Origin of the sequence: Bradyrhizobium sp. (genome assembly GCF_035652035.1) — a bacterium.
Taxonomy (GTDB): domain Bacteria; phylum Pseudomonadota; class Alphaproteobacteria; order Rhizobiales; family Xanthobacteraceae; genus Bradyrhizobium.
The window spans coordinates 13111-38575 of the sequence record NZ_DASREO010000008.1 but is presented as its reverse complement, the minus strand read 5'-3'; the positions used below and the strand labels follow the sequence as shown (position 1 = coordinate 38575).

Annotated in this window: 23 protein-coding genes; 8 read left to right on the top strand and 15 right to left on the bottom strand. The window is 62.4% G+C overall.

The features are described from left to right. Positions 1 to 14 precede the first annotated feature (14 nt). On the top strand, positions 15 to 1250 hold the full coding sequence (locus VFB05_RS02800) for a Zn-dependent hydrolase (protein ID WP_325008538.1): 1236 nt from the start codon (positions 15 to 17) through the stop codon (positions 1248 to 1250). Between the two features lie 11 nt (positions 1251 to 1261). Here VFB05_RS02800 and VFB05_RS02795 read toward each other — a convergent pair whose 3' ends face one another. The 3 genes from VFB05_RS02795 to VFB05_RS02785 all read right to left on the bottom strand — a co-directional run bounded on the left by VFB05_RS02795 (position 1262) and on the right by VFB05_RS02785 (position 2905). Then, positions 1262 to 2107 carry an enoyl-CoA hydratase-related protein gene (locus VFB05_RS02795; RefSeq protein ID WP_325008536.1) on the bottom strand — a complete coding sequence of 282 codons (846 nt, stop codon included), beginning with the start codon at positions 2105 to 2107 and terminating at the stop codon, positions 1262 to 1264. A 286-nt stretch (positions 2108 to 2393) separates the two neighbouring features. Continuing rightward, positions 2394 to 2642, bottom strand: a complete 249-nt coding sequence (locus tag VFB05_RS02790; RefSeq protein WP_325008534.1) for a hypothetical protein — start codon at positions 2640 to 2642, stop codon at positions 2394 to 2396. Between the two features lie 35 nt (positions 2643 to 2677). After that, complete coding sequence (locus VFB05_RS02785; RefSeq protein WP_325008696.1) at positions 2678 to 2905, bottom strand: DUF2061 domain-containing protein; 228 nt, start codon at positions 2903 to 2905, stop codon at positions 2678 to 2680. Between the two features lie 418 nt (positions 2906 to 3323). Here VFB05_RS02785 and VFB05_RS02780 point away from each other — a divergent pair, with 418 nt between their 5' ends. Next, complete coding sequence (locus VFB05_RS02780) at positions 3324 to 4334, top strand: PrsW family glutamic-type intramembrane protease (RefSeq protein ID WP_325008532.1); 1011 nt, start codon at positions 3324 to 3326, stop codon at positions 4332 to 4334. Between the two features lie 378 nt (positions 4335 to 4712). Here the strand turns inward: VFB05_RS02780 and VFB05_RS02775 are convergent, their stop codons facing one another. Together VFB05_RS02775 and epmA are read right to left on the bottom strand one after the other, a co-directional pair. Continuing rightward, complete coding sequence (locus tag VFB05_RS02775; RefSeq protein ID WP_325008530.1) at positions 4713 to 5813, bottom strand: lysine-2,3-aminomutase-like protein; 1101 nt, start codon at positions 5811 to 5813, stop codon at positions 4713 to 4715. Continuing rightward, positions 5810 to 6862: an EF-P lysine aminoacylase EpmA gene (gene epmA, locus VFB05_RS02770; protein ID WP_325008528.1), complete on the bottom strand. Its 1053-nt coding sequence runs from the start codon at positions 6860 to 6862 to the stop codon at positions 5810 to 5812. The genes VFB05_RS02775 and epmA overlap by 4 nt, the downstream gene beginning before the upstream one ends. Positions 6863 to 6989: 127 nt before the next feature. Between epmA and efp the strand changes: the two genes are divergently transcribed. Both efp and VFB05_RS02760 read left to right on the top strand, forming a co-directional pair. Continuing rightward, positions 6990 to 7556 carry an elongation factor P gene (efp, locus tag VFB05_RS02765; protein ID WP_325008526.1) on the top strand — a complete coding sequence of 189 codons (567 nt, stop codon included), beginning with the start codon at positions 6990 to 6992 and terminating at the stop codon, positions 7554 to 7556. A 158-nt stretch (positions 7557 to 7714) separates the two neighbouring features. Beyond that, entirely contained in the window at positions 7715 to 9217 is a 1503-nt protein-coding gene (locus VFB05_RS02760) for a M23 family peptidase (protein ID WP_325008524.1), read from the top strand. A gap of 24 nt (positions 9218 to 9241) precedes the next feature. Here the strand turns inward: VFB05_RS02760 and VFB05_RS02755 are convergent, their stop codons facing one another. Continuing rightward, positions 9242 to 9754, bottom strand: coding sequence for a cupin domain-containing protein (locus VFB05_RS02755; RefSeq protein WP_325008522.1), 513 nt, complete (start codon positions 9752 to 9754; stop codon positions 9242 to 9244). Between the two features lie 31 nt (positions 9755 to 9785). Beyond that, positions 9786 to 10265 carry a carboxymuconolactone decarboxylase family protein gene (locus VFB05_RS02750; protein ID WP_325008520.1) on the bottom strand — a complete coding sequence of 160 codons (480 nt, stop codon included), beginning with the start codon at positions 10263 to 10265 and terminating at the stop codon, positions 9786 to 9788. Positions 10266 to 10360: 95 nt separating this feature from the next. Here VFB05_RS02750 and VFB05_RS02745 point away from each other — a divergent pair, with 95 nt between their 5' ends. Both VFB05_RS02745 and VFB05_RS02740 read left to right on the top strand, forming a co-directional pair. Continuing rightward, the gene (locus tag VFB05_RS02745; protein WP_325008518.1) at positions 10361 to 10852 is read left to right on the top strand and encodes a MarR family winged helix-turn-helix transcriptional regulator; all 492 of its coding nucleotides are present in this window, start codon (positions 10361 to 10363) and stop codon (positions 10850 to 10852) included. Positions 10853 to 10906: 54 nt separating this feature from the next. Then, positions 10907 to 12151 (top strand): lytic murein transglycosylase, encoded by a 1245-nt coding sequence (locus VFB05_RS02740; RefSeq protein ID WP_325008516.1) that lies wholly within the window; start codon positions 10907 to 10909, stop codon positions 12149 to 12151. Positions 12152 to 12157: 6 nt separating this feature from the next. Here the strand turns inward: VFB05_RS02740 and VFB05_RS02735 are convergent, their stop codons facing one another. Genes VFB05_RS02735 through recJ form a run of 3 tightly spaced genes read right to left on the bottom strand, consistent with a single transcriptional unit; the run spans position 12158 to position 15284 of the window. Next, entirely contained in the window at positions 12158 to 12982 is an 825-nt protein-coding gene (locus VFB05_RS02735; RefSeq protein ID WP_325008514.1) for a glucose 1-dehydrogenase, read from the bottom strand. A gap of 31 nt (positions 12983 to 13013) precedes the next feature. Next, positions 13014 to 13436, bottom strand: a complete 423-nt coding sequence (locus VFB05_RS02730) for a hypothetical protein (RefSeq protein ID WP_325008512.1) — start codon at positions 13434 to 13436, stop codon at positions 13014 to 13016. A 6-nt stretch (positions 13437 to 13442) separates the two neighbouring features. Continuing rightward, a complete protein-coding gene (gene recJ, locus VFB05_RS02725) occupies positions 13443 to 15284 on the bottom strand; it encodes a single-stranded-DNA-specific exonuclease RecJ (protein ID WP_325008510.1) in 1842 nt (613 codons plus the stop codon). Positions 15285 to 15949: 665 nt separating this feature from the next. Between recJ and VFB05_RS02720 the strand changes: the two genes are divergently transcribed. Beyond that, the gene (locus VFB05_RS02720; protein ID WP_325008508.1) at positions 15950 to 17266 is read left to right on the top strand and encodes a hypothetical protein; all 1317 of its coding nucleotides are present in this window, start codon (positions 15950 to 15952) and stop codon (positions 17264 to 17266) included. A gap of 131 nt (positions 17267 to 17397) precedes the next feature. Next, positions 17398 to 17847, top strand: a complete 450-nt coding sequence (locus tag VFB05_RS02715) for a hypothetical protein (protein ID WP_325008506.1) — start codon at positions 17398 to 17400, stop codon at positions 17845 to 17847. A 148-nt stretch (positions 17848 to 17995) separates the two neighbouring features. Here the strand turns inward: VFB05_RS02715 and VFB05_RS02710 are convergent, their stop codons facing one another. The 5 genes from VFB05_RS02710 to glpX form a co-directional block, all read right to left on the bottom strand. Next, positions 17996 to 18670 (bottom strand): cupin domain-containing protein, encoded by a 675-nt coding sequence (locus tag VFB05_RS02710; RefSeq protein WP_325008504.1) that lies wholly within the window; start codon positions 18668 to 18670, stop codon positions 17996 to 17998. Between the two features lie 322 nt (positions 18671 to 18992). After that, positions 18993 to 22145: a multidrug efflux RND transporter permease subunit gene (locus VFB05_RS02705; RefSeq protein WP_325008502.1), complete on the bottom strand. Its 3153-nt coding sequence runs from the start codon at positions 22143 to 22145 to the stop codon at positions 18993 to 18995. Continuing rightward, positions 22142 to 23254 carry an efflux RND transporter periplasmic adaptor subunit gene (locus VFB05_RS02700; RefSeq protein WP_414643139.1) on the bottom strand — a complete coding sequence of 371 codons (1113 nt, stop codon included), beginning with the start codon at positions 23252 to 23254 and terminating at the stop codon, positions 22142 to 22144. The genes VFB05_RS02705 and VFB05_RS02700 overlap by 4 nt, the downstream gene beginning before the upstream one ends. 344 nt (positions 23255 to 23598) lie before the next feature. Beyond that, positions 23599 to 24318 carry a haloacid dehalogenase type II gene (locus VFB05_RS02695; protein WP_325008500.1) on the bottom strand — a complete coding sequence of 240 codons (720 nt, stop codon included), beginning with the start codon at positions 24316 to 24318 and terminating at the stop codon, positions 23599 to 23601. A 129-nt stretch (positions 24319 to 24447) separates the two neighbouring features. Then, entirely contained in the window at positions 24448 to 25446 is a 999-nt protein-coding gene (gene glpX, locus VFB05_RS02690) for a class II fructose-bisphosphatase (protein ID WP_325008498.1), read from the bottom strand. Positions 25447 to 25465 lie beyond the last annotated feature (19 nt).

The following is a 25465-nucleotide window of genomic DNA, read 5'->3' as shown; positions in this document are numbered from 1 at the left end:
GGCGAATTCACATAATGCATACCCATGGTCCAAAAGCTAACGGCGCACGGGTGCTGGCCGACCTCAACGCGCTTCGCGCCTTTGGCGCGTACAAGACCGGCGTGCACCGGCCGACCTTTTCCGAACCGCATCTGCAATCGTTAAACTGGCTGGCCGGAAAACTGCCGGAAGCCAATCTCGACGCCGAGATCGACGGCATCGGCAACGTGTTCGGGACCAGCGGCAAAGCTGGACCGAAGCTGCTCGCGGGCTCGCATCTGGAGAGCCAGAATTTCGCCGGCTGGCTCGATGGTCCGCTTGGTGTGGTCTATGCGCTTGAAGCGGCGCGCGTGATCAATCGTGATCCGGACATCAATGGCGCGGTGGAAGTCGCCTCGTGGTGCGACGAGGAAGGTCACTTCGGCCATTTCCTCGGCAGCCGCTCCTATGTCGGCGACGTCACCGAAGAAGATATCGACAGCGCGCGCGACCGCACCGAAGGCCGCGCCATGCGCGAGGCACTGCTAGCAGCCGGCTTTGCCGGCCGCCCGCGAAAGCTGGTGGAGCGCGGCCGGCACATCGGATATCTCGAGGCCCACATCGAACAGGGGCGGACCCTCGAGAGCTCCGGTCTCGGCATCGGGATTGTCACCTCGATCGTCGGCATCTGGCAATATCGGATCACCGTGACCGGCGAGCAAAATCACGCCGGCACCACGCGGATGCAGGACCGGAAGGATGCAGGCGTTGCTGCCGCGAAGCTGTGCGTCGCGATCGACGATCGCTTTCCGGCAAGCGCGGGCGCGCGAACCGTTTGGACCACCGGGCGCATCACGCTCGATCCCGGCGCTCCCAGCATTATTCCAGGCGGCGCCGAAGTGCTGTTCCAGATCCGAGACGACAATTCTGAAATTGTCGCGCGCCTCCAGGTGCTCCTTCAACAGCTCGGCGCTGAAATTTCCGCTGCCAGCGGATGTCGGATCGAGGTGAGATGCATCCGCACCGGCAAGCCTGCCCTGATGGAAAAAGGATTTCAGCGCGCCATCGAACAGGCGTCTGCAGTTTTCGCTGACGGAAAATCGATAGCCATGCCGAGCGGCGCCGGCCACGATGCCCAGCTTCTCGCCACCATCATGCCCGCTGGCATGCTGTTTGTGCCGTCGATTGGCGGCATCAGCCATCACTGGAGTGAGAACACTGGCGACGCCGATATCGTCAGGGGCGCCGAAGTGTTCGTCGAGGCTTGCCGGCGGCTGCTTTCGCCGAGCTGAATGATCGAGCCTTACTTTCCTTGCCAGCGCGGCGGGCGTTTTTCGGCGAAGGCTTTCGGGCCTTCGATGTAATCGGCCGATGTCAACATCTCGCGCACCGCCGGATACTCGCGCTGCGCGATCATGGCTTCAGGCAACGACACGTTCAGCCCGTCCATGACAGCCTGTTTCGACGCTCGGATCGACATCGGGCTGTTCTGGCAGATCAGATCGGCCCAGCGCTGCGCCGCGCGGAGCGCCTCGCCTGCCGGAACCACCTCATTGACAAAGCCAAGCTCAAAACCCTCGCGCGCGGAAACGTGCCGACCGGTCAGGATCATGCCCATCGCCCGTTTCAAACCGATCTGACGCGGCAGCCGTTGCAGGCCACCGGCCAAAGCCGCGAGCCCAACCCGCGGTTCCGGCAGTGCGAAGGTCGCATTTTCAGAGGCGATGATGAGATCGCACGCCAGAGCGACCTCGAAACCACCGCCCATCGCCACGCCATTGACGGCGGCGATGATCGGCTTGTCGCAGTGGAAGCGCAGCGTCAGTCCGCCGAAACCGCTCGAGTTCCAGCCACGCTCACCGCCCGCAGCCTGCCATTTCAGGTCATTGCCGGCGCAAAACGCCTTGTCACCCGCTCCGGTGACGATTGCGACCCATTGATCGGGATCGGCGGCAAAGGCATTGAACACGTCATGCAGTTCAAAATGGGCCGGCTTGTGCAGCGCATTCATGACGGCAGGACGATTGAGGGTCACAACCGTGATGTGACCCTCGTGTTTTACATTGACGAATTCATAGGTCACTGCGCCATCCCCTGTGTGATCGGACCACTCGCCGTGTATCGGCGCAAACATGGAACTGTATTTCATAGCCGCTTACTCCGGCTGATGAGCGTTCCCGCCTCCAAAGCCGAAACGCTCGGCTTGAGGTTACGCGAACCGATAACGGCAAGTCCATCGGTGATGGATGACCCGCGGAATCCGTCCGCGTACCTCCTATTCCGCGTACCTCGTATCTAGTCATCCGGTTTGCGGTCTGCATCGCGTCGAAAGCGCGCACTTGAAAACGCCGGAAAACGGATGGCCTGAATCGGTCGTCTTCGGTGCCTGCTCGTCTGCTCTTGGATGGCGCGTCGAAAGTCGACGCGAGGACTTGCTACTGCGGCTGAATAACGTTGCAGTTGGTGCGCCCCGACATCAGGCAGTCCTGCATTTTGCTGGCTGCGGTCAATTCGTGCGCCAGCCACAGTCCAACGACAAGAAGCACGACCGCAATCGCCAGCCCCGCCATTGCAGGCGCACGGTTCCCCTCAGATTCGGCGTCGTCAGATCCGCGCTTTTCCGGCCCGGTATTTTCAAGCCTGGTATTTTGCGGTTCAATCTTTCGAGGTTCGAGGTCGCTCATGATCGGACCTTCTTCTTTCTCGATCTTTATTTGCCTCAAGTCAGTCTGCGGCGTCCCCAGGGAATGGCAGCCCAAACCCGCTCGTGCAGATAATACCATGCAAGTTTTGTGATGATCTCCAAGCCTGCAATGGAGCCGGCAACCTCGACCCTTCCAGTGAAAAACCAACTGATCGCGAATGTGTCGAGCGTTCCAAGGGTTCGCCAGCTGATGGCCTTGAGGACGGACCTTGAATGTGTCTCTGCCCCGCGAAATGAAATCACCAGCACGCTCCCTTTATCATCGGTCTCAACCCTATCATGTGGCGACAGCGATCCGTCTTGCGGTGGTCATGCAACGAGAGCAAGGGCCCCGGCAAATAGAGAACTCATTGATTCGGCTATCTAATTATAGCCACCGAGGTGCTTTCGGCCGTCGTTGCGTTTACCGGGCAAGCAGTTGAATGGCTCGCGTCCGGAACGATATCAACGGATGAGGCCATGAAACGCCTACGGCGAAACGTGCGTAAGTCTGGCATAGAGAAAGGCGGAAAATGGCTTATTTGCCATCCTTGTGCCCAAACGTTCCTGATTTGACGTGGCCGGGGAAATTGAACCTTCGGGTGATCCTTTGATTCTGCCAGCGACGTCGCAGAAAACGACCGGCCCATGTGGCTGGCGGGTGTTGGAATAGAGCCAGTCAATGCTTCTCCTCGAATCCTTGCCCACAGTCATCGGAACGGCTGCCGTCGCACCGGCCCTGTTAATTCTGTGGCTCGTGGTCGCCGCCGGCGAGCGGCCGGGACCGCCGACCAAGATCTGGACGGCCTTTTTCCTCGGCGCGGCCAGCATTTCCCTGCTTGGGCTGATCCGCGCTCCCTTCATGTCGCTTTTTGCGTCGCCTGAAAATCCATGGCTGGCGCAAGCGCTGCATTCGCTTTTCGGCGTCGCGTTGCCCGAGGAGACGGTCAAGATTCTGGTCATCACGATCGTGTCGGTGTGGCGGAAGCCTTTCACCGATCCGATGGACACGGTGATCTACGGTGCGGCTGCAGGTCTTGGTTTCGCGGCTTACGAAAATCTCGCCTACCTCGTCCAGCACGCTGACATGTGGCAGTCGCTGGCAGCACTGCGCAGCATTTTGACGGTGCCGTTTCACGGCGCGCTCGGAATCATTGCCGGCGCCTACCTCGCAATCGCACGTTCGGGCACGGCGCTGGGCGCACACCGTCTCCACCGCGACTGGGCGCGCATCACTAGCCGCATCCTCGTGCTGGCGGGGCCGGTCGGTCTGCATGCGGCCTTCGATTTTCCATTGCTGGCATTGCAGAAAAACCCGGACATCGACGACACCAGCCGTCTTTTGCTGGGCGCAGCCAGCGTTCTGATCGGCTTTTCCTCGATTGCCTTTGCCGCGCGCCTCGTACGGCGGGTGGGCCGTCATCACGCCCCTAGAACCGACCTCGCGCGCGAGCGGCTCAGTCAGTTGCGGAGAATGTGGGCGTTGTTAGTGGTGGGCGGCGGCGCTGGATTCGCAGGGCTCGTCTTCGTTCTGACGTCGGTCCATCACTGGCTTGTGAACCCCGATCGCAACGTGACGCTTGTTCTCGTTCCGATCGGCTTTCTCTCTATTCTCGTTGGCTTGGCGTTGCTGGTCGTCACGACGGCCGTCTATTTTCTTGGCCGCGATCGCCTGCGGACCAACACATCATAGCCGTCGTGCGCAGCGTGGCGGTTCAAGAAGCCGCATCATTTGCGCCCGCGGGTTCGTCTGCCGCGCGTGACGCCTGAAGCGCAACAGGTTCAGCAACCCCGGCAGATGCTCTTGATCTTGCGGTCGAGCTCGGCGTCCGCCTTTTTGTCCGCTTCCGCGGTGGGGGAATTGCCTTGCGGTATCTGATCGGCTCGTGGCTGCCGATGCCCGACAGGCGCGGGTAATGGTTCTTGCCTTTTCGTGGGCGAATTGCCTGTCTGCGCGACCGCGGCCGGTCCGATCGTCAGCATCACGAACGTCGCCGTCACCAATAGTTTTCGCATCTTGTTTCTTCCGTGTTGGCGCTTGCCCACCCCAGCTCCGGTCATTCAACAACCATCACGGAACCGGGGGGTAAAGATGGACGTCACCGCAATAATCTACAATACGATAGCGGGTTTCAGCGGACTGTTCACGGTCCGCGGAAAAAGATTTTTCGGCCGAAACATAGTTTGGGCCGGCCGGGGCCTTGCCGTGACCGCCGGGAATATCGACCACGAATTCCGGCTGACATAGCCCCGATACCCGGCCGCGCAAGGCCCGCATGATTTCCTGGCCGTGCGCCAGTGTTGTTCGCAGATGCGAAGTGCCCGGCGCCAGATCGCCGTGATGCAAGTAATATGGCTTGATCCGGCATTCCACAAAGCCGCGCATCAACGCCTCGAGCGTCGCAGGGTCGTCGTTGACGCCGTGCAGCAGGACCGACTGGCTCACCATCGGAATGCCGGCGTCGATCATCGCCGCGCAGGCGGCGCGGGCCTTCGGCGTCAGCTCGCGGACGTGATTGGCGTGGAGCGCCAACCAGGTCGTGGAGCCCTTGACCTTCAGCGCCGCAATCATCTTGTCGCTGATGCGTTGCGGTTCGGCAACGGGCACACGCGTGTGAATGCGGATCACCTTGACATGATCGATCTGCGCGAGATCGGCCAGCACCTCGGAGAGCCGCCGCGGCGATAGCATCAAGGGGTCGCCGCCGGTCAGGATGACTTCCCACACCTCCGAATGCGCGCGGACATAAGCCAACGCGTTTTGATAAGCCCCCTCCGAGAGCGTCGTCGTCTTGCCCGGTCCGACCATTTCGCGGCGAAAGCAAAACCGGCAATAGACCGCGCAGACGTGCACCAGCTTGAACAGGACCCGATCGGGATAGCGATGCACGATCCCGGCGACCGGCGAGCGCGCCTCGTCGCCAATCGGATCGGGTTTCTCGTTGGGCTGCGCCGCCAGTTCCTCAGCGCTTGGGATGTACTGGCGAGCAATCGGATCAAGCGGATCGTCGGGATCGATCAGCGCGGCGACTTCGGGCGTCACCGCGATCGCGTAGCGCGCCGCGACCTTTTCCAGCGCCGGAAGATCCTCAACCGGCACGAGGCCGCGCTCAACCAATTCGGCCGGTTCGCGCAGGGTCGTCGTGGGTTGAATACTGATCGTACTTCTCATGTCTCTCCAGTAGGCGGCGTCCACACCACCTGGTCGACCGACGTTGCTCCGCTTGCGAGCATCACCAGCCTGTCAAACCCAAGCGCAACGCCGCTTGCCTCCGGCATGCATGCCACCGAAGCGAGGAAATCCTCATCCAGCGGATAGCGCTCGCCGTATCGGCGCTGCTTTTCGTCCATGGCAAGGATAAAGCGGCGGCGCTGTTCGGCGGCACCGGTCAGTTCACCAAATCCATTCGCGAGCTCAACACCGCACGCATAGATCTCGAAACGCTCGGCGATGCGTGGATCGGATGAAACGGCGCGCGCCAGTGCGGCCTCCGGCAAGGGATATTCGTAGAGCAAGGTAAGGCGCCCATGCCCTAGATTTGGTTCGACATACTCCACAAGTATCTTACTGAAGATATCTGACCACGTGTCGTCAGTAGTAATACGGACTTTGGCTTCGGCCGCCCCCGCAAGCGTCGCCCGATCGCCTTCACCCTCGTCGATGGTCGCGAGCAGATCGATGCCTGCGAAACGTTCAAATGCCTGGGCGACGGTCAGCATTTCGGGTTCGGCAAAGGGATCGGCGATTTTCCCCTGAAATGAAAATTGCCCGATTCCGGTTGCCTGCGCGGCATGCGCGACCAGAACGACCGCATCGGCCATCACGGCATCGTAGCTCTCGTTCGCGCGATACCATTCAAGCATGGTGAATTCGGGCAAATGCAGCCGGCCACGCTCGCGGTCACGAAAAACCCGCGCAAATTCGAATATCCGCTTCTCACCGGCGGCGAGCAGCTTCTTGCAGGCGAATTCCGGCGACGTCCGCAAGTAGCGCGACCGGCGCCCGCCGTCGGCGCCGATCAATTCCGTGCGTGGCGCATGCAGGTGGGTCTCGTTGCCAGGCGATACCTGCAGGACAGCGGTTTCGACCTCGATAAAGCCTTGTTCGTCGAACCAGGCCCGGGCCGCCCGTGTGATGGCATTTCGGGCCATCAAAAACGGCCTGACGTCCCTGTAACGGCCCGGAGACCACCACGGCGAAGCCTTATTGTCGGCAGTCATTAACTCGTCGCCTTACCACTAGCTTCTAGGGACAAAATCAGTATGTTGCAGCCCGAAATCGCCTCAATTGGCCCCGGAATGCACGCCTCCGGCAAGGTCTTGGGTCACAATATCAGGAAAAACAGCTTTGAAAGTCATCGCCAGTTCCATTCGCAAGGGCAACGTCATTGAGCAAGACGGCAAGCTTTACGTGGTCCTTACGGCCGAAAACATCCATCCCGGCAAGGGAACCCCGGTCAGCCAGATCGAAATGCGCCGCATTGGCGATGGGGTGAAGATTTCCGAGCGCTACAAGACCACCGACCAGGTGGAAAGGGCGACGGTCGAGGACCACAATTTCAACTACCTTTATGAGGACGGCGACGGCTTCCACTTCATGAACGCTGAGAATTACGACCAGGTTCAGGTCTCAAAGGAGATCGTCGGCTCCTCGGCGCCTTATTTGCAGGAGAACATGACCGTGAAGCTGTCGCTTCACGAAGGTAATCCGGTCGCGATCCAGTTGCCGCAACGCGCGACGCTGGAAGTGGTGGAGACCGAGCCGGTCACCAAGGGACAAACGGCGTCCTCTTCCTACAAGCCAGCCGTCCTGTCCAATGGCGTACGCACGGCCGTCCCGCCGCACATCACCACCGGCACGCGGATTGTGGTGATGACCGAAGATGGGTCTTACGTCGAGCGCGCAAAGGATTAATATCCGGACGTGCGTCGTTGCGCCGGGGGGCGTTGAGGGTGAGATCGGGGGCTGCCAGTTTCTTTGCACGATTTGGGCTAGCCGTCTGGTTATTCGGCGCCGGCACTGCTTCGCTCACTGCCGACGAATTCCGAAGCCCCTCGATCTCGGTTGCGCGCGTGGACTGGCGCGCCGCGCTCGATCAACTTCGCGTCGAGATCGGGACCAAGCCGTCGATCGTTCCATCATTCACATTCGTCGTCCGGCACCGCTTGGCGGCGTCCGATCCGCGCGCGATACCGGCGCTCGTCCAGCTCAACGCCACAACATCGCAAATTTTCTCCGGCATCGGCCGCAGCCCGCTGCCAGTATTGCTGCCCTTGGACCCCGCCGCCTATCTCGATGCGCATTGGTCCGGTGCGCTTGAAACCCCGTCACTATCGCACTTCCAGGCTGACTTCCGTGCCGACATGTTCGATGCGGGCCCGGCCGGCTATGACGCGGTGTTTTCGCTGGAGCCCGGCGCGGTGGATGGCCTGCCGTCGCGCACTTTCGCAAAGCCGGTTGAAGTTCAGATCACAGGCTCGCTCCTGACCTACGATCTCGGCGATCCCCTGGGTGGCAAGGGCGAGGCGGTCAAATCTTTGGCTGCGCAATACCCGGACCTGCGCCGTTTCATCCGCGAAGGCTATGTGCGTTACGCCTTTACGCGCTTCGGCATCGCTTATGTCGTTTCGATCCAGTGCCTCGACAGCGTCGCAAAGGCAAAGCGTTTGGCCTGCCGCGAGGCCTATCCGGTCGCCGAGCGATTCCTGAAAGCGTTGCACGTTGCCGGCGGCTTGCCGTCGCGGCTGCGCACGGACATCGTCTCTGAGACCGTCGAGCGCCCCACCCTGGCGTCAGCCGATTTCACCTATCGGGCGCCCGGCGACCTGCTCGCGCATAGCGGATCGCACAAGCAGAGCGGCCGGGTCGACTACACCGTCTATTCGCAAATCCGTTTTCCGCTCGCCAAAGCGCCGGCGTTCGCTCACTCCCAGTCGTTCCGCTTGCGCCGGGGCGACAAGTTCGACGAGTTCGCAAGCGGCCCGACCAGCTACCCGTGGCAGGACAATTTCTGCGAAGCCCGCAGCTTCGGCGTCGGCCAATGTCCGACCGGATTTGGCCATCAAGGTCAGGACATGCGGCCCGCGCCCTGCCCGATCCATGACGAGGGACCGGAGCACTGCGACCCCAAGCAGCAGGCGGTCGTCGCCGTACGCGACGCCGTGTTGATCCGCGAGCCGAAGCAGCAGGCGGCGACGCTGCAGGTCAACACCCGCAACGAACATATTCGCTTCCGCTACATGCACATGGATCCGTCCGTCATGGACGCCGACGGCATCCTGAACGGCCGCCATGTCGAGGAAGGCGAGAAGATCGGCGTAGTCTCCAACTATCTCGACCGTCCCAACGGCACCACGCGCCACCTGCATTTCGACATTCAGGTGTTCACGCGCGACGGCTGGCTGTGGGTCAATCCCTACGTCACGCTGGTGTCCGCCTATGAGCGGCTGATTCACGGACGCGGACACGAAGTCGGGCCGCGTAGCGTCCCGCCCGCTGCCGACCTCGCGCATGCGTTGCCTGAGGACATGAACCGCTTGAATCACCAAGAGCCGGAAGAAGGCGGTGAGAACTAGCGCCGCCTTCAGCTGACAACGGCGCTATTCGATCATCGTCGTGAGCTGGGCACCCTCGTCCGCCACGAACACCGCAATCAATTCGGCCGGCTCGGTCGTCGAGGCATTGGCGGACACCACGTGCGTCGAGCCCGGCGGCTCGAAGAACGATTGCCCGACGCCGAAGGTCTCGAGCGGACCGCCGCCAAGCTGGGAGCGGATCTCACCCTTCGTGATGTAGGCCGTCACCGAACCGGCATGGCGATGCGGCGGGGTAAAACCTCCGGGACCATAGGACACGCGCACGACCATCACGCGCTTGCCGGCGACGTTCGGCAGCGCATGCGATGCGATCACCTCGACCTTGCCGGCAGGCGAACCGGCCGCTGAGGCACTATTGATGCAGAGGGGCGCGAGAACGCCGGATAGGGTGCCCATCGTCAGCGGCAGCGTTCTTCCTGCGGCCAGCGCACAAGCGAGGCCGGCGATCACGGCAAACGAGACCGACCCTCGATGCGGCTGCATCGGCGCAGCCCATGTCGTCGCCGATGATGTCATGGTTTCCTCCTCCAAGCCTCTGTTTGAACCATCATGATGCGGCGGCGCCCGCCTGCATCTGCCGCGCCGGCGGGGTCCAGCGATAGGCGGCGCCGAACCTGTTCCACGCATTGATCGAGGCAACCGCCGACGTCAGATAGGTCAATTCCTTGTCGGAAAACTCGCTGCGCGCCTGCTCATAGACATCGTCGCCGACGCCGCCGGTGAGCAAGGTCAGCGCTTCGGTCCAGGCCAACGCCGCGCGCTCGCGGGTCGAGAATTGCGGCGCTTCCCGCCACGCCACCAGAAGGTTGAGCTTGTCGACGGGAACGCCGAGCCGCTCCGCCTGGAGGATATGGTACTGCACGCAGAAGGCGCAGCTGTTGATCTGCGAAGCACGCAGCTTGACCAGCTCGATCAACTGCTTGTCCATGCCGGCCTTTGCCGCCAAAGCGCCGAGCGCGGCAAGCGTCTGATATGCGTCCGGTGCCAGCGCCTGAAAGTCGGCGTATTCCCTTCTGGCATGTGACATTTTCAATTTCCCATGTTATCAGTGTTCTTATTAATTATAAGAGTACTGATATCTTGCGCAAGCCGACAGTTCGCACAAAACCGGGATCGCCGAAAATGCCGGCAAAACGGGGAAAAGTTTTTCCCGCGCAAAAGACGCCGCCGCCCGGCTCGGGTAAGCGCGGCGAGGACGGCCACATCGCCTACCTCCTGCGCCAGGCACAGGCTGCAACACGGCTGACGCTGGAGCGCGCGCTCGCCGATCTTGGCGTCACCCCGCCGCAGTTCGCCGTCCTCACCATGCTGAACGCCTATCCCGGCCTTTCCGGCGCCGACGTCGCCCGCGTGGCGCTGCTGACACCGCAGACCGTCGGCGTCATCATCGGAAACCTGGAACGGGACGGCGCGATCAAAAAGACACGGCACCCAGTGCACGGCCGGATCCTGCAATGGACACTCACCCGCCGCGGATCGGACCTGCTCGAGAAGTGCCGTCGCCGGGTCGACGCGGTCGAACAGCGCCTGGTCGCCGGGCTTGGGACCCAGGCGGAAGCCACGATCCGGCGCTGGCTGTCCAGAATTGCGCTGGATTTGCACGAATGTGATTAGCGATGGCAGCAAGGTTTCAACGCGCCGGGCGCGCCATCGCGCTAGACTGCCCGGATGACGCAGTCCGATTCCCGAAAGAGGCCCACGCGCCGCGCGCTGCTTCGCGCCGGCTTGCTTGGCGGGATAGGCGTCGGAGCCCTCGCTATTCGTCCGTTTCAGGCCATTGCCGCACCGCCCGGGTTCGAGCAGTGGCGCGACCGCTTTCGCGCCCATGCGCTGGCGAAAGGCATTTCCGAGGCGACCTGGGATCGCGCGATGGGCCGGATCGAGCCCGACATGTCCGTGTTCAAGGAAATCGGCAATCAGCCGGAGTTCAAGGAAGAACTCTGGCAATACATCAATCGACGGGTCTCGGACTGGCGCATCGTCCGCGGCAAGGAAGCGCTGCGGAAGAACGAGGCGCTGTTTTCGCGGATCGAGCATGATTTCGGCGTCGAGCGCGGCACGCTGCTCGCGCTGTGGGGTGTCGAATCCGCCTATGGCGATCCGCTGGTGCAACAAAATCACATGCGGCCGGTCTTCCCGGCGCTTGCGGCGCTCGCCTGGAACGAGCCGCGCCGGCGCGCCTATTGGGAAAGCGAATTGATCAACGCGCTGCGCATCGTCGATCGCGGCTGGAGCACGCCGGCCGAAATGCGCGGCTCCTGGGCCGGCGCGATGGGACACACCCAATGGATGCCGGAGGTCTGGCTCAATGTCGGCATCGACTACGACCATGACGGCCGCGTCTCGCCGTTCGGAAAACCGGACGATGCGCTCGGCTCCACTGCGCGCTATCTCGTCAACCGTGGCAAGTATCACGCTCACGAACACTGGGGCTATGAAGTCCGCGCGAACGGCGCATCGACCCGGGGAAGCCGCAGCTACGCCGCATGGGCCAGCGCCGGCGTGACGCGCGCCGACGGCGCGCCTTTCCCGCAACCGAACGCGTCCGCTCAACTCTGGACGCCTGAACCGGGCGGCCCGAGCTTCCTGCTGGGACCGAATTTCTATTCGGTACGCAGCTACAATCCCGCAATGAGTTACGCGCTCGCGATCTGCCACCTCGGCGACCGCATCCTCGGCGGCCCGCCGTTTATCCAGCGATTCCCCGACTCCGAGCGCGCGCTGACGCTGGCCGAAGTGCAGGAATTGCAGACGCGACTGACCCGCGCGGGTTTTGATACCGGCGGCACCGACGGGCGCGTCGGCAATGACACCATGCAGGCCGTCCGCGACTACCAGACCAAAATGGGATTGCTGCCCGCCGACGGCTACGGCGGCCTGAAAGTCCTGGCGCGGCTGCGGCAAGGAAATTAGCTCGCCTCAGGACGGCCGCCTCGGCGTTGTGCCGGCGAACATGCCTCCATCGATGACGAGTTCGCTGCCGGTCAGGTAGCTCGACGCGTCGGAAGCGAGAAACAGCACGCCTTGCGCGATCTCGCGCGCCTTTCCGGCGCGCCCCAATGGGGTCGCCGCTTTCGCCAACCCCTCGCAATCGATCGGCGCGTTCTGGCTGCTCGCCGTGCCGCCGGAGGGAATCTTGCCCCAGATCGGCGTATCGATGATGCCGGGATGCACCGAATTGACGCGAATGCCATCGCCCAAGGACGCGCACTCCATCGCAACCGACTTGGCAAAGAGCCGCACGCCGCCTTTGGTCGCCGAGTAGCCGGCAAGCGTCGGCGCGCCGCGCAAGCCAGCCAGCGAGGACATCATGACGATCGAGCCGCCACCGGTCTTTGCGCTCGTCTTGCGCATCAGAGGCAAGCTGTACTTCACCGAGAGAAATACACCATCGAGATTGATCGCGGTCTGCCGTCGCCAATCGGCCAGCGACATCTCGACGATCGAGGGAGCGCCGATGCCGATGCCGGCGTTCGACACCAGCACGTCCAGCCTGCCGAAACGCCGTTCGATTTCTCCGATAATTTCTGCCCAGCGCGGCTCGCTGGTGACGTCCTGATGCAGGAAGATCGCTTCGCCGCCGGCCTTTGTGATGCCGGCGACGACCTGCGGACCTTTCAGCTCGTCCACGTCGGTCAGCACGACGGAAGCGCCCTCCTCGCTAAGCAATTCGGCAATCGCCTGGCCGATGCCCGACGCGCCTCCGGTCACCAACGCAACCTTGCCTGCAACTTGACCCGTCATCTTCGCTCCCGCTCTACTGTGGTTGTGTACGTCAGCGCTTTATGAGGCTTTCAATAAACGCCTCGACGTCTTGCGGATCATAGCCGAGCAACGCGCCTTTTATCCTTTCCAAGTCTGGCCTCCAGCCAGGGCCCATTCTCATGTAAATGTCCTGGATCATCCGCATCGCCGGAATACGCCAAGCTTCGCTCGCCGTTGCATACAGGATGTTTCGGGCGCTTGTTGGCTCATTTGTCTCACGCGATATAAATTCCTCGATGCGCTCGTCCTTCACGAAAAGCCCCTTCGCGACCTCGATATCAAATTGGCGTTCAGGAAAAATCTCGCGCTCGAATCCGACCTCCAAGTAGAAAAAGCTGAGATGTTTCGTTCCCGCGAGCATTAGCTCCAGCTCGCGACCTTCATGTGGTCCCAAAAACTTCGGTTTCCTAGAACCCCTGGCTTTCTCCGACATAGAACCTCACCTGATCACGGCTGGGCCCTGATCAGGCACCGCGACATCGAGCACGCGTAGCTGCACGCGCTCGGCGCCTTGCCAGCGATCGACGGCGAGCGAGCCCGCCACATGCAGGATCTGGCCGCGATTTGCCGTTAGCGCGTGACCCAGCTTCTGACCGATCGCGCGGAACGCGACCCCGTTGACAACAGCGCCGTCGCCCGACTTGAAGCGCACGCGCAAATGCGCCTGACCGACTTCGTCGGCATAAACCAGTTGATGCGAGGGCAAGGCGAGCACTGGCTCCGGATTGCCGCTGCCAAAGGGACCGGCGCGATTGAGCGTTGCCGCCAGTTCCGTCGTGACGCCACGCGCGCTGACGGCGCCATCGACAAAAACTTCATTGACGTGGCGCGACTGCGCGACGTCGGCGGCCAGCGCATTTTCCATATAGGCGCGAAATTCCGCCAGCCTCTCTTTGCGCAACGTGACGCCCGCGGCCATCGCGTGGCCGCCACCCTTGATCAACAGGCCATCATGGACCGCCTGACGCACCGCCTTGCCGAGATCGACACCGCCGATCGAGCGGCCTGATCCTGTGCCGATGCCGCCGGGCTCGAGCGCAATGGCAAAGGTGGGCCGCGAAAACTTGTCCTTCAGGCGCGAGGCGACAAGGCCAACCACGCCGGGATGCCAGCCTTCCGACGCCGTGACGATGACGGAGCCCTTGTCCTCCAGTCCGAGCGCGGCCAATGCTTCGGCTTCGGCTTGCGCCTCGGCAGCTTGCTCGATCACGCGCCGTTCGGTGTTCAGCCGGTCAAGCTCTGCGGCGATCCGCCCTGCTTCCGAAATATCGCCTTCCAGGAGCAGCCGCACGCCGAGATCGGCGCGTCCGATGCGTCCGCCCGCGTTGATGCGCGGTCCCAGCATGAAGCCGAGATGCCAGGCTTCCGGCGGCCCGTTCAGCCGCGCGATATCCATCAATGCGGTGTGACCGATATGGTCGCGCCGGCGCATCGCGATCAATCCCTTGGCGACGAAGGCGCGGTTGAGCCCGATCAATGGGGCGACGTCCGCAACCGTGCCGAGCGCCACATGATGCAACATGCCGAGCAAATCCGGCTCCGGCATTTCTCCCGTCCAGAAACCTCGCGCGCGCAACTCGCGATTGACCGCAACCAGCGTCACCAGCACGAGTCCGACGGCCGCAAGGTGACCGAGGCCGGAGAGATCGTCGGGACGGTTTGGATTGACCAGCGCGTCGACGTCAGGCAACGCGTCGCCGCACTGGTGGTGATCGATCACCACCACGGACATCCCGAGCTTGCGCGCCTCGATCAGCGGCTCAAGACTCGTGGTGCCGCAATCCACGGTCACCAGAAGCGTCGCGCCTTTCCCGGCCAGCATGCGCACCGCTTCGGTATTCGGCCCGTACCCTTCAAAAATGCGATCGGGGATGTGGATCAGCGGATCGAGGCCAGCGTGGCGCAGGTGCCAGGCCAGCAGCGCTGCCGACGTCGCGCCATCGACGTCATAGTCACCGAAGATCGCGACCTTCTCGCCGCGCTGCGCCGCGTCCGCAATGCGCTTGGCCGCCGCCTCCATCTGCGTCACCGTGAAGGGATCGGGCATCAGCTTGCGGATGGTCGGATCGAGAAAATCCTCGACCGCATCGATATCGACATCGCGCCCGGCGAGCACGCGCGCCAGCATTTCCGGCAATTGGTGCCGCTGCGCGATCGCGAGCGCCTTTGCGGCTCCGCGCGCATCAAGCCGGTCACGCCACAGCTTTCCGGTCAAGGAATGCGCGACGCCGAGAAAGGCGGCCGGGGCCTCGACAGGCAATGCGGTTGCGGGAAGCGTCATGATGCCTCGGCAAGATAAGCGAGAGCGCCGTTAGTTCAATGATTCGGGACACGGATTATCGGTCTCGCGGCAGGAAATGCCCGAGTTATGCGTCTAATTCTCGTCGCCCCCAAAAAAAGAGGGCGCAGGGAAAGCCGGATGCTTGACGCACCCGCAGCCTCGCGTCCGAAAAAAGTAAGGACACGAGTGTTGTCACCACAGGTCCGCCGGAGCGATCCGACCTTCCCTGCACGATTGGTTTTAACGGTTTCCTTCGTGCTCTCCCCGGTGATCGGGCTTTCTTGTCACCGTCGCCCGCGAGATCGATTTCGCAAGCTTGATGCCAGCGTCGAGGCATCAGGACCACACGACTTCGCCGTCCGCGGTTGCGTTGCTCGTCCGGCAGCGCCACCGCGTCCATCGCATCCCAGCACCCAACGTTCGTGACGATCGCGAAACGCCCCTCTTGATCGGGCACGGGACGCGCGAAGAGCAACCACTGATTTGCCCGACGGCGCAAGCGAAAAAATGCGCCTCTCAGGCATGACCGCAAGTTCGCGCGATTGCGGCGCGAGCGATCCGCGAGCGGCGCATCGACGATCGACCGATCTCGGCGGGTTTGCGGGCAAATTGAACCAACCTGACCTTTGCGTGTTGGTGCAGTTGCGGCAGTCGAAAAGGGATTCATGGAGAGCGTCGAGGCGTATTTCGAGCGGAAGGCCGCTGAACTCGGACTGTTGAATGACAGCCTGAAGGTCCCTCTGTCTCTCACAAGCCCTCGCTCGGTGGCGGAAGTCGTCCGGCAGAAATTCCGGCTCACCGCGGCACTCAAGGCGGAGCATGCGCTCGGCGATTGGACAGCAACCGAAACGGCCTGGGCACCGGTTCGACATCGTAGCGGACCGTTCGAGTTCATGTACGACTATCAGCGTGCCGACCTCGAGGTGCGAGGTCCCTCCTTTTATGATTTGGGTGCGCATCCGATCGATGAGACTGTCTACACAAGCTCCGGGATGGCCGCCATTGCAGCACTGCTGTTTGCCTTCGCCAAGCTAATCGACCAGGCGGCAATGTTTCTCGTGCCGGGCTCCTATGGAGAGACTCGAGAATTAATCGAGGGATATGTCCGCCATCTGCGGCCCATCATCCACGACGGCGCCCTGGATGACGTAATGGCACGTTCATCCCCATGCCAATTATTGCTTGTCGATTCGTCCGCCCCGGCCTCAACCTTCGAAACGGCTCTCCGGCTGACGCATCCGATGGTGGATCTTCTGATTTTTGACACCACCTGCTTTTCAGCCGCTTCGAGCCGAATTCGACGCGTTATCAACTGGGCACAGCGATGGCGTGTGCCTCTGGTCATGGTACGCAGCCATACGAAGCTGGATTCGTTAGGAGCAGAATACGGACGATTGGGCTCCGCGGTCTTCGTTGACTGGGAGAAACGAGCTTCCGCGGCGCCCGGATGGAAATTGCAGAGCCTGCCGGCGGAAATGCGAAACGCACTTCGGCTACTCGGCGGCGCGGCATTGCCCGCCCATTTCCCGCCATTTGCCGGAACGCCCGCCTACCGCCAACTCACCGACAAACGGATGGGCGCTATCCTTCGAAACACCCGACGCGCCAGCCGGTATTTTGCGAATGCTCTTCCCGGATTAACGACGGAGCTGCGATTCGTTCACGGTCTCTACATCACTCTCAAATCTGCAGAGACACTTTCCGAGGACACAGCGCGCAAGCTGGCGGCCACCATGAGCGAAGAACTCGGCCGAACGGGATTGCCGATACGACACGCCGGAAGTTTCGGTTTCGATTTCGCGACCACAGAATGGTTTTGCGATCCCGCATCTGGCCAGTATTTTATTCGCGTCTCCGTTCCAGACCTTCCCGCCGCGTTTTGGGATGAACTGACGGAAGCAATAGCCAAATGGTCACTGAAGCAAAAGCGCCATCCAAGGATGCATCTTCGGTCGTCCTTGTTGGAAGCGCGGACACGCTAGTCGGATGGCGTGCCGCGGAACGGTTCGATCACTCAATCGAGCTTAAGAATAATTTTAGCCAGCCGCGCCATGGAAACGCCCATCCCGCACAGCCACGTGTTCACGGTTGATATCGAAATGTGGAGACTCTCATGAGGAAGAAGCTTCTCGCGGGCGCAGCAGCGTTGGCGTTAGTAACCGGAATGACAACCAGCGCAATGGCCTTCGGCCATGGCGGCGGTGGCGGCTTCCACGGCGGTGGCGGCGGCTTTCACGGCGGTAGCTTTGGTGGCTTCCATGGCGGGGCAGTCGGCGCATTTCGTGGCGGCGGCATTGGCGGCTTCCACGGCGGTACTGCAGTCATGCATGGTGGCAACTTCGCAGGAATGCGAGGCTTCAATGGCTGGCGTCACGGCGGCTGGGGCGGGCGGCGATTCGTTGGCGGCTATGGCGGCTGGGGTTACGGCGGCCCGTATTATGACGATGGCGTCGACATCGGTTTCGGCCTGCTAGGTCTCGGCGTTGGGCTGGCGGTCGGCGACGCCTATTGCTCGCCGTATGACTACAACTACGGCTATTGCTCGCCTGGCTACGCCTGGTGAGTTCGTCAACGCCGATCTGATGACCCTGAAAAGGGCTGCCCCGCTCAAGGCGGCCCTTTTTCGCGACCCATGGCCATCGCTTCGTTCACGCGGCGCCGGCCCTATCTCCTGACGGGGGCAAAAGACAACACCGTCTCGTTGGATTTTTTCAGAACGCGCAGACATTCTCATGCATGAGTGGGCCGCGCTTGATCCACACCCGCGCGCCGTCGTGCGAGGCCTGCGCCTCCAGAGCCATGCCCGCCGGCAGGCGGACCCAGGCCTGCGGCTCCAGCGTTTCCTTCCCGATCCTGAGGCCGCCGCTCACAAGCAGAAGCTCCAAACCCTTGGAGTTCTCGACCGTGACGCTGGCATCCGGCTGCCAATCCTCGAACCGTACTTCCTCACGTCCGTCGTCGAACAGAAGTGTTGCGGCGGCAGCGCCGGCGCGCGGAGGCACGCGCTGTCCTTCGCCCGGTTGGCGCACGGTTTGCGCCTGGTCATCGCTACGAAATTGCCAGAGGCGAACGAAGATCGTGCATCCGCCTTTGGAGGCAGGGACGTGTGACGTTCCCGGCGTATTGCGGATATAGCTGCCTGCCGGATAGTCGCCATGTTCGTCCTGGAAAACGCCGTCGAGAACCACGAATTCCTCGCCGCCCGTGTGGGTGTGGCGCGGAAAAGCGCTGCCCGGCGCGTAGCGCACGATCGAGGTGGCGCGGGCTTTTTCGTCGCCGATACGGAACAGCATGCGGCGATCAACACCTGCCGCGGGGCTGGCAATCCAGTCTTGCCTCGCCGCATGAACGATGACGGGACGCGTGAAGTCGTCGTTGATACGCATATTCAAAGCTCCGGTTTCCGGACTGGGCCGCAGCCCGCACGCCTATGTGAGCCAGACGGCCAACGAAAGCGCTTAACCTGAAGCACCCACGCGACATCGTACCAGATCGTCCTGGGGCTGGGCGAGCGTGGGGCCGCCCCTGGGGTTGAAAATAGGAGCGGCCCCTGCCAACCACTCGAAATTGCCCCTGCCCGTTCCGACAGCGGCATGCAGCCGACTTACCTATGTCGGTCCTGCGGGCGACAAGGTTCTGGCAGATCACCGACGTGTGTAGCCGGCAAATCCGGGCGGAGCCGGTCGTCGCCCGCAATATCGGCGCCTCTTAGCGATTTCCCTCGTGATGGGCTTGGGGCTCGGCGCCTCTGGCAAAACGTCTTTTCGCCCCCTCCCGCCACCTCTGGAAGGTCACGTAAAGCATCGGAATCAGGAATATGCCGATCGAGCTTGCCGCGATCATGCCGCCAAACACCGCGGTGCCGACGCCACGGCGGCTGATCTCGGCAGCGCCGGTCGCGACGACCAGCGGCAGCAGGCCGAGAATGAAGGCGATGGATGTCATCATCACCGCGCGGAAACGCATCCGCGCGCCGAGTTCGGCAGCGTCGGTGATCGACAGACCGGCTTCCCGCTGCTCCTTGGCGAATTCGACAATCAGGATGCCGTTCTTGGCGGCAAGGGCAATCAGCACCACGAGGCCGATCTGGCCGTAGAGATCGAGATTGAGGCCGCTGAACTTGATGGCGAGGTAGGAGCCGAGCACGCCGACCGCGACAGAGAGCAGAACCGGCACCGGGATGGTCCAGCTCTCGTACAAGGCCACCAGGAATAGATAGGCAAACAGCACCGCGAGCCCGAGGATAATGCCGGTCTGTCCCGCGGCCGCCTGTTCCTGATAGGCCGTCCCTGTCCATTCGTAGGAGTAGCCGGGAGGCAGCGTCTTCGCCGCCAGCTCTTCCATTGCGGCGATCGCCGTTCCCGAGGAAACCCCCGCTGCGGGGCCACCATTGATCGTCACCGAACGGAAGTTGTTGTAGCGGCTGATCACCTGCGGCCCGGTCACGATCTTCAAGCTGGCGATGGAGCGCATCGGCACCATCTGGCCTTTGCTGTTGCGTACATAGATCTGCCAGATGTCGGGAATGTCGCCACGGTTGCCGGCCTCGCCCTCAACATTGACCTGCCAGGTCCGGCCGAACAAATTAAAATTGTTGACGTAGACGCCGCCCAGCGTCGCCTGCAGCGCGGTGAAGACGTCGCTCATGTTGAGACCAAGCGCCTGCGCCTTGGCGCGATCGATGTCGAGATAAATTGACGGATTGGTCGCGGTGAAGGTCGAGAAGACGCGGGTCAGCCGGGGATCCCGATTGGCCGCACTGATCAGGCCGCCCATCACGCTGCCAAGCGCGGCCGGATCCTGCCCTTCGAGGGCGTCGAGTTGGAATTCGAAACCGCCGGAGGTCGAGAGTCCGATGATCGGCGGCAGGTTGAACGGAAGGATATTGGCCTGCCGGATCTGCATCCCCGCGCCGAATGTCTTGCGAATCGTCGCCTGCACCGAATCCGTTGCCGCCTTTCGATCCGCAAACGGCTTCATGCTCGCCACCAGGAAGGCCGAATTCGGTTCACTGCCGCCATCGAGCAGCGAGAAGCCGATAATCGCGAGCACGTGGTTGACCGCCGGCATATTCTTGAGCAGCTCTTCGACCTGCTTGCTCACCTCGCCGGTGCGAGCCACCGAGGCGCCGTCCGGCAACTGCACCGCGATGAAGAACGCGCCCTGGTCTTCCTCGGGCAGGAAGCCCGTCGGGGTCAACCGCGACACGCCGGCGATCGCGGCACCAAACAGCAGCGCTGCGACGGCCGAGAACGCCGCAACACGCAACAGACGATGGACCAGGCTGGCATAGCCGTCGCGAACCCAGTCGATGCCGCCGAGGATGCGTCCCAGGATGCCGCGCCGCGGCCCGCTATGCCGCAAGAACACCGCGCAAAGCGCCGGCGAAAGCGTCAGCGCGTTCAGCGCCGAGATCACCATCGCCGCGCTGATCGTCACCGCAAACTGGCGGAACAGCGTTCCGGAGATTCCCGGGATAAAGGCGATCGGCACGAACACCGACAGCAGCACCAGCGAAATCGCGATAATCGGCGCGGTGATCTGCGCCATCGCCTTCTTGGTGGCGTCTGCAGGCGAAAGCTCGGGCTCTTCCTCCATCACCCGTTCGACGTTCTCGACGACCACGATGGCGTCGTCGACCACGATGCCGATCGCAAGCACCATCGCCAGCAGCGAGACCGTATTGGCGGAATAGCCAACCGCCAGCAGAACCGCAAAGGCGCCGATCAGGCTGACCGGAACCGCGATCGCCGGGATCAACGTGGCCCGCAGGTTGCCGAGGAACAGGAACACGACGATGACGACAAGCACGAAGGCCTCGCCCAGCGTCTTCATCACTTCCTTGATCGTGTCGGCGACGAAGGTCGTGGAGTCGTAGTGCACGAGATAGGTCAGTCCGGGCGGAAACCGCTCGGACAATTTTGCGAGCGTGGCCTGCACCGCCTTTGCTGTCGCCACAGCGTTGGCGCCGGGCGCCAGATAGATTCCGAGCGGCACGGCGGCCTGGCCGTCGATCCGCGACTCGCTGTCCATGTTCTGCGCGCCGATCTCGACCCGGGCGACGTCCTTGATGCGCAGGACCGACCCATCCGGATTGGCGCGGAGCACGATGTTGCCGAACTCGGTCGATGTCGTCAGCCTGCCTTGCGTCTGCACATTGAACTGGAATTGCTGCTCGTCGCTGATCGGACGCGCGCCGATGCGCCCGACCGGCGCCTGCACGCTTTGTGCGCGGATCGCAGTGATCACGTCGGACGGCGCCAGGTTGAGGCTGGTCAGCCGCTGGGTGTCGAACCAGATCCGCATCGAATAGTTCAGCTTGGCAAACAGCGTCGCCTGGCCGACGCCGGGCGTGCGCGAAATCGCGTCAAGCACGTTGATGACGGCGTAATTGGTGATGAACAACGGATCCTGCTGGCCGTTCTTGCTGTAGAGCACGATGAACTGGAGCACGGCCGAGGATTTCTTCTGCACGACGAGGCCTTGCGCCTGCACCTCGGTCGGCAGCTGCGCCAGCGCGGTCTGCACGCGATTGTTGACATTGACGGTGTTGATGTCGGGATTGGTGCCGAGCGCGAATGAGACGGTCAGCGTATAACTGCCGTCATTGCCGCTGTTCGATTTCATGTACAGCATCTTGTCGACGCCGACGACTGAGGCTTCCAGCGGCTGGGCGACGCTGGTTTCCACCACCTCGGCGGAAGCGCCCGGAAACACCGCCGTCACTGTTACCTGCGGCGGCACGATGTCGGGAAATTGCGCGACCGGAATTTGCAAGAGCGCGAGCGCGCCCGCGATCGTGATCACGAAGGCGATGACGATCGCAAGCCGCGGACGGTCGACGAAAACAGCTGATATCATGGGGAGCCGCCCGCTGGCTTGGCGCCGATCCCGCCGACACTTCGCCTGGTTTCATCGGTCGCGTTGTTCATGCTGGACTGAATCAAGGCGCTGGCCGGCCCCGGAGTCACCACCTCGCCGGGACGTACCCGCTGCAAGCCTTCGACGATGACCTTGTCACCAAGTGAGAGCCCGCTGGTCACCGAGGCGACCGTCGAGGTCGATTGTCCGAGCTTGATGCGCCGCTGCTCCGCCTTGTTGTCGGCGCCCAGAACAAAGACATAGTCGCCCTGCTGGTCCGACAGGACCGCGGAGCGCGGGATCGCCAGCACCTCGACCGGCTCCACGCCTTCCAGCAAGACGCTGACGAACTCATTGTCGGTGAGCTCGCGGACTCCTCCCGCAATCTGGGGATTGGGAATTGAGCCGCGCAGCAGGATGGTATCGGTGCTCTGGTCGACGGTGTTGTTGACGAAATTCAGCTGGCCGACCTTGTCGTAGGCCCGTCCGTCCGGCAGGCGGATCCGGATGACGACGGCATTGAATCCGCCGCGGCTCGCGTAACGCGCGCGCAATGCCAGGCCCTCGCGCACGGAAACCGGGAATGTGACATACATCGGGTCCTGGCTGACGACCGTGGTCAGCGTCCCCGAACTCGGCGTGACCACGTTGCCTTCGGTGACGGAGGTGCGGCCGATCCGGCCGTCGATCGGCGAGCGGATTTCCGTGTAGTCGAGATTGATCTTGGACAGGTCGACCTGTGCCTCCGCGGCCTGCACCTGCGCTTCCAGACTTTGCTGATTGGCGAGCGCGGCATCGTAGGTGGACTGCTGGCCCGCAGGCCCGCTGAGCAGTGTCCTGGCCCGATCGGTCGTCAACTTGGCGTTGACCAGCGTGGCCTGCAATTGCGCGACCTGCGCCTTCTTCGACTCGAGATCGGCCTCGAACGGGCCGCGCTCCAGCCGGTAGAGCATGTCCCCGGTCTTGACTTCTGTCCCCTCGTTGAAAACCCGCTTGTCCAGGAAGGCCGTGACGCGCGCGACGACGTTCACGCGGTTGACGGCTTCTATCCTTCCCAGGAATTGGTTGGACTCGGTGATCGGACGCTTGGTCGCCTCGAGCACACCCACCGCCGGAGGTGCCGCCGGGCCTTGCTGTGCCTGAGCAGAAACTGGAAGGGCGATCGCAACGGCAACCAGGGCGAAGCCCGCGACCCACTCGGATGCCACTCTTGCAGATGCCACTCTTGCGAGCTTCATAACAAGCACCTCTCAATCGGCCCCGCCGTCGATCGCAATTTACAGCATATGATCGTGACCGAGTTTGGCAGGTTGAATAATTGATATCTCCTGCAGAAGGTCCAAAGGCATCACCGGAAATCGTCCAAAACCCGCTTTGATTGAATCAAAACCGGCTCTAAATTTTTGTTTTGACGGGTTTTCTTCACGCGGAGGGGTATCCGCTCGAAAGCGCTCTAGCACCCCATCCGGGCGGCGAGTTCACCAAAATCCCTGGCGACAATGTCCCAGTCGCCCTTCGCTTCGAAATCGTATTTTTGCAACGGGCCGTATTCAGTCGGCCGCGCGACGAAGGCGGTCTTCAGACCATGGCTCTGGGCAGCCTTCAGATCGTTGTTATGCGCGGCCACCATCATCACCTGCTCGGGAGGCAGGCACAGAAGCCGCGCGGCGCCGAGATAGGTCTCCGGATCGGGCTTGTAATGCTCGAACAGTTCCGCCGACATCACGAGGTCCCATGGCAGGCCCGCAAACTTCGCCATCTCGGTCAGAAGTGCGACATTGCCGTTCGACAGCGGGCTGATGATGTATTTCGTTTTCAGGCGCGTAAGGCCGCCGACGCTGTCGGACCACGCGTGCAGCCGGTGCCAACCCATGGTGAGGTGGTGCAGATCGGCGTCTGTCAGTCCGGAAATCGAGAGCTGCTCGACCAGTTTCTCGAGGGAGCGCCGATGCAGCACGTCGAGGATGACGTAGCCGCGCTCAGGATGCTTGCGCACCTCGTCCATCGACGCGACATAAACGCCACGCCAGCCGTCGACCAGCGCGGTCCAGTCGGCCTTGATGCCGCGCTTTTCACCCCACGCGGTGAAGTCGTTGATCAGGCTGGTGCGCCAATCCACCACCGTGCCGAAGACGTCGAAGACCAGGGCTTTGACTTGTGAGAGGTCGGACATGCAGAAATCTTCCTCGTTGTCATTCCGGGGCGCCTCGAAGAGGCGAACCCGGAATCCATCGCGCCACAGAAGCGATTGGAGAAATGGATTCCGGACAGCCGCTAACGCGGCTTCCGGAATGACAGAGCATCAATCCAGATGAAACTTGTCGAGCTGGCGGTGGTCGGCCTTGATGTAGCGCACCGTCCCGGTCACCGAGCGCATCACCACGGTCTCGGTCTGGATGACGTCCTTGCGGAATTTGACGCCCGAGAGCAGCGAGCCGTCGGTGACGCCAGTGGCGGCGAACAGGCAATCGCCCCGCGCCATGTCCTCGATGCCATAGATCTGCTTCGGATCCTTGATGCCCATCTTGTGGGCGCGCTCGCGCTTTTCCTCGCTGTCGAGAATGAGCCGGCACTGCATCTGGCCGCCGATACAGCGGAGCGCCACCGCCGCCAACACGCCCTCGGGCGCGCCGCCGGTGCCGATATACATATCGACGCCGGTGTTGTCGGGATCGGCGCAATGGATGACGCCGGCAACGTCGCCGTCGGTAATCAGGCGGACAGCGGCGCCGGTCGACCGGACGCCGTTGATGATGTCGGCATGACGGGGACGATCGAGCACCAAGACCGTGATAGCCGACGGGTCGACGCCTTTCGCCTTGGCAAGGCGACGCACATTGTCGGCCGGCGCCGCATCGAGCTCGACGACGCCCTTTTGATAGCCCGGGCCAATCGCAAGCTTCTGCATGTAAACGTCGGGGGCGTGCAGCAGGGTGCCGCCATCCGCCATCGCCATGGTCGCGATCGCGCCCGGCATGTTCTTGGCGCACAGCGTCGTGCCTTCGAGCGGATCGACCGCGATATCGACCTTCGGGCCGGCTTTCAGTCCGACCGTCTCGCCGATGAACAGCATCGGCGCTTCGTCGCGCTCGCCCTCGCCGATCACGATCGTGCCCTCGATCGGCAGCTTGTTGAGCTCGCGCCGCATGGCGTCCACCGCCGCCTGATCGGCCGCCTTTTCGTTGCCGTGGCCGCGCAGACGTGCCGCCGAGACTGCCGCGCGCTCCGTCACCCGTACGAGTTCGAGCGTCAGGATCCGCTCGAGCAGCAGTTGGGGCGGAACTGAAATATGGGACGACATCGGCGAACTCCTCTTAAAA

What these genes read in the sequence shown, in the direction of transcription:
- VFB05_RS02800 (WP_325008538.1), top strand. Translation starts at nt 15, where the DNA reads ATGCATACCCATGGTCCAAAAGCTAACGGCGCACGGGTGCTGGCCGAC.
- VFB05_RS02795 (WP_325008536.1), bottom strand. Translation starts at nt 2,107, where the DNA reads ATGAAATACAGTTCCATGTTTGCGCCGATACACGGCGAGTGGTCCGAT.
- VFB05_RS02790 (WP_325008534.1), bottom strand. Translation starts at nt 2,642, where the DNA reads ATGAGCGACCTCGAACCTCGAAAGATTGAACCGCAAAATACCAGGCTT.
- VFB05_RS02780 (WP_325008532.1), top strand. Translation starts at nt 3,324, where the DNA reads ATGCTTCTCCTCGAATCCTTGCCCACAGTCATCGGAACGGCTGCCGTC.
- VFB05_RS02775 (WP_325008530.1), bottom strand. Translation starts at nt 5,813, where the DNA reads ATGAGAAGTACGATCAGTATTCAACCCACGACGACCCTGCGCGAACCG.
- epmA (WP_325008528.1), bottom strand. Translation starts at nt 6,862, where the DNA reads ATGACTGCCGACAATAAGGCTTCGCCGTGGTGGTCTCCGGGCCGTTAC.
- VFB05_RS02755 (WP_325008522.1), bottom strand. Translation starts at nt 9,754, where the DNA reads ATGACATCATCGGCGACGACATGGGCTGCGCCGATGCAGCCGCATCGA.
- VFB05_RS02750 (WP_325008520.1), bottom strand. Translation starts at nt 10,265, where the DNA reads ATGTCACATGCCAGAAGGGAATACGCCGACTTTCAGGCGCTGGCACCG.
- VFB05_RS02745 (WP_325008518.1), top strand. Translation starts at nt 10,361, where the DNA reads ATGCCGGCAAAACGGGGAAAAGTTTTTCCCGCGCAAAAGACGCCGCCG.
- VFB05_RS02740 (WP_325008516.1), top strand. Translation starts at nt 10,907, where the DNA reads ATGACGCAGTCCGATTCCCGAAAGAGGCCCACGCGCCGCGCGCTGCTT.
- VFB05_RS02735 (WP_325008514.1), bottom strand. Translation starts at nt 12,982, where the DNA reads ATGACGGGTCAAGTTGCAGGCAAGGTTGCGTTGGTGACCGGAGGCGCG.
- VFB05_RS02730 (WP_325008512.1), bottom strand. Translation starts at nt 13,436, where the DNA reads ATGTCGGAGAAAGCCAGGGGTTCTAGGAAACCGAAGTTTTTGGGACCA.
- recJ (WP_325008510.1), bottom strand. Translation starts at nt 15,284, where the DNA reads ATGACGCTTCCCGCAACCGCATTGCCTGTCGAGGCCCCGGCCGCCTTT.
- VFB05_RS02720 (WP_325008508.1), top strand. Translation starts at nt 15,950, where the DNA reads ATGGAGAGCGTCGAGGCGTATTTCGAGCGGAAGGCCGCTGAACTCGGA.
- VFB05_RS02715 (WP_325008506.1), top strand. Translation starts at nt 17,398, where the DNA reads ATGAGGAAGAAGCTTCTCGCGGGCGCAGCAGCGTTGGCGTTAGTAACC.
- VFB05_RS02710 (WP_325008504.1), bottom strand. Translation starts at nt 18,670, where the DNA reads ATGCGTATCAACGACGACTTCACGCGTCCCGTCATCGTTCATGCGGCG.
- VFB05_RS02705 (WP_325008502.1), bottom strand. Translation starts at nt 22,145, where the DNA reads ATGATATCAGCTGTTTTCGTCGACCGTCCGCGGCTTGCGATCGTCATC.
- VFB05_RS02695 (WP_325008500.1), bottom strand. Translation starts at nt 24,318, where the DNA reads ATGTCCGACCTCTCACAAGTCAAAGCCCTGGTCTTCGACGTCTTCGGC.
- glpX (WP_325008498.1), bottom strand. Translation starts at nt 25,446, where the DNA reads ATGTCGTCCCATATTTCAGTTCCGCCCCAACTGCTGCTCGAGCGGATC.